The organism is Autumnicola aciditolerans (assembly GCF_041679265.1).
In the GTDB taxonomy this organism is placed as follows: domain Bacteria; phylum Bacteroidota; class Bacteroidia; order Flavobacteriales; family Flavobacteriaceae; genus Autumnicola.
The window spans coordinates 1-2,520 of record NZ_JBGFSM010000055.1 but is presented as its reverse complement, the minus strand read 5'-3'; the positions used below and the strand labels follow the sequence as shown (position 1 = coordinate 2,520).

The window sequence follows — 2,520 nt, the reverse complement described above, 5'->3', positions numbered from 1 at the left end:
TGTATATATTAATATAGAACTACCCCACATTTCAATTTAAAAGTATACCACTTATTACCAACTTGAACGTCCAACCAGAGACGTTCGGAAAATGATAAGCATGTATACGAAACAGGAAATAATTTTAAAGAGTCATCGTGAAGGCAAAAGCCAACGATTAATAAGCAAGGAGCTTGGGATCAGTAGAAAAACGGTAAAAAAATACATTACTGAATTTGAAGCTCGATTACAGTCAGGGTCGCCTCCTCAAGAGGCCATTACTAAGTATTTGTCAAATCCACCGGTCTACCATCGGGAGAAACGTGAAAAATTAAAGCTCACTGTAGAAGTACAGCAGGCTATCGATGAGCTGCTGGCAGCCAATGAAGAGAAAAGGCTGCAAGGACTTCGAAAGCAATTGCTTAAAAAATGTGATATTCATAGCCTATTACAAGAGCAAGGTATTGATATTGGCTACACTACCGTCTGCAATTACATCAAAGAAAAACAAGGGAAGACAGCGCTCAAAGAAGCTTATATACGACAGGATTATATCCCGGGAGCGGTCTGTGAATTTGATTGGGGAGAAATCAAGCTTTATATAGCGGGGAAACTAACTCGCTTCCAGCTGGCTGTTTTTACAGCTGCTTACAGTAATTATCGTTACGCTGAAATTTATCAACGTCAGGATACCCTGGCCTTTATGGAATCCCACGTAAGTTTTTTCGAACACTTGCAAGGCGTCTATAAGGAAATGGTCTATGATAATATGCGGGTAGCGGTATCCAAATTCATAGGGCCCCACGAAAAGGAACCCACACGCGCCCTGTTGCAACTGCGTGGGCACTATCATTTTAGCCATCGTTTTTGCAATAGCTATCGCGGTAATGAAAAGGGTCATGTGGAACGCAGCGTGGAATATATCCGGCGTAAGAGCTTTGCAGTGAAATGCCACTTTACGGATGTGGAAGAGGCTACAGCCTGGCTCCATACTAAAATAGCAGCCCTTAATAATACCAGGCAAAAACTCACCGGAAAGACGGCCAATGAACTACTTGGTGAGGAAAGGACCGCTCTGCTAGTGCTCCCCAACAAACTACTCTGCTCAGACCAGATTCAGCTTAGAGTAGATAAATACGCTACGGTAAGCTACAAAACCAACCGGTACTCGGTACCTGATCATTTAGTAGGTGAATTTGTTCAGGTTAAAATTATGAGCCATGAGCTATGGTTTTACCATAACGATTACAAAGTGGCAACTCACCACCGAAGTTATAACCTACACGATTGGATTATTAAAATCGATCACTACCTCGATACTTTTAAACGTAAACCTGGCGCCCTGGCAGGGAGTATGGCCCTGGCAAGCTCCAGGTATTTAAAAGAGCTCTATGAAGACCATTTTATGGGAGAGCCCCGTAACTTTATTGAGCTACTGGATTATTGCCGGCAACATGCCATCACGGATGAAAAGCTAGCACAAGCAGTAATCCAGCTTACTGGTAGCCCGGTAAAGCAACTGACCACGGAAAAAATAAAAGCCCTCTTAGGAAACAAGCAGGATTATTTTGAACCCCTTAAGTGGACCCAAACTACGGCGATGGCTAAATCACAACTTCAACAATTATCGACATTAATAAATTAAGAACATTATGGATAAAACGATCAACGAGCGCATTGTGAGCTATAGTAAAGAATTACGACTTCCCATATTTAGAAGGGATTTTATGGTGTTGGCAAAGGAGGCAGCCAAGCAGCGCCTGGACTATGAAAACTTCCTTTTACAACTTATGGAGCGGGAATATGAAGGACGCTTAGAAAACCGTAAGAAATCCCATATCCGCCAAGCCAACTTCCCATCAAAAATGTATTTAAATGATTTAAAACGTGACCAATTACCGCCCAGTGCGATGGAGAAACTTCCTTTACTGGAACGTCTTGATTTTATAGAATCTGGACAGAATATAGTATTGGCCGGGAATCCTGGTACCGGTAAAACCCATATAGCTATAGGTCTTGGCCTGAAGGCCTGTTTGCAGGGCTATAAAGTATTATTTACCACGGTACATAAACTATTAACACAAATACGGGAATCGCACTCCCAGCGTAACTTAAAAGTAATAGAGGCACGCTTCGAGAAGTATGATCTGGTCATCTGTGATGAATTTGGCTATATCTCCTTTGATAAGGAAGGATCCGAATTACTGTTCAACCATCTCTCTTTACGAGCCGGACGTAAATCAACCATAATTACTACGAATCTCGGCTTTGAACGTTGGGAAGAGATCTTCGGTGACCCAGTTTTAACAGCTGCCTTAGTTGATAGGCTAACCCATAAAGCACATCTTATAAATATGAACGGAGAATCTTACCGCCTAAAAGAAACCAAACAAATGATGAACAAATGAAAAACCGAAGAAATGCTACCCGGGCGCCGCCGGTATTCCTGTTCCCCAGGGAACAGGGATACCGTTGTTAATTAATTTAAAATGGTATACTTTTGAAATGAAATAGTGGTATACTTTTCAGTTGAAATAAACA

General features: G+C 41.7%; 2 protein-coding genes. Both read left to right on the top strand.

Annotated elements, in window-relative coordinates; genetic code table 11:
• Positions 1-100 precede the first annotated feature (100 nt).
• Complete coding sequence (istA, locus tag AB8M93_RS18650; protein WP_373060485.1) at positions 101-1,624, top strand: IS21 family transposase; 1,524 nt, start codon at positions 101-103, stop codon at positions 1,622-1,624.
• Between the two features lie 7 nt (positions 1,625-1,631).
• Positions 1,632-2,387, top strand: coding sequence for an IS21-like element helper ATPase IstB (istB, locus tag AB8M93_RS18645; RefSeq protein WP_373060483.1), 756 nt, complete (start codon positions 1,632-1,634; stop codon positions 2,385-2,387).
• Positions 2,388-2,520: the final 133 nt, after the last annotated feature.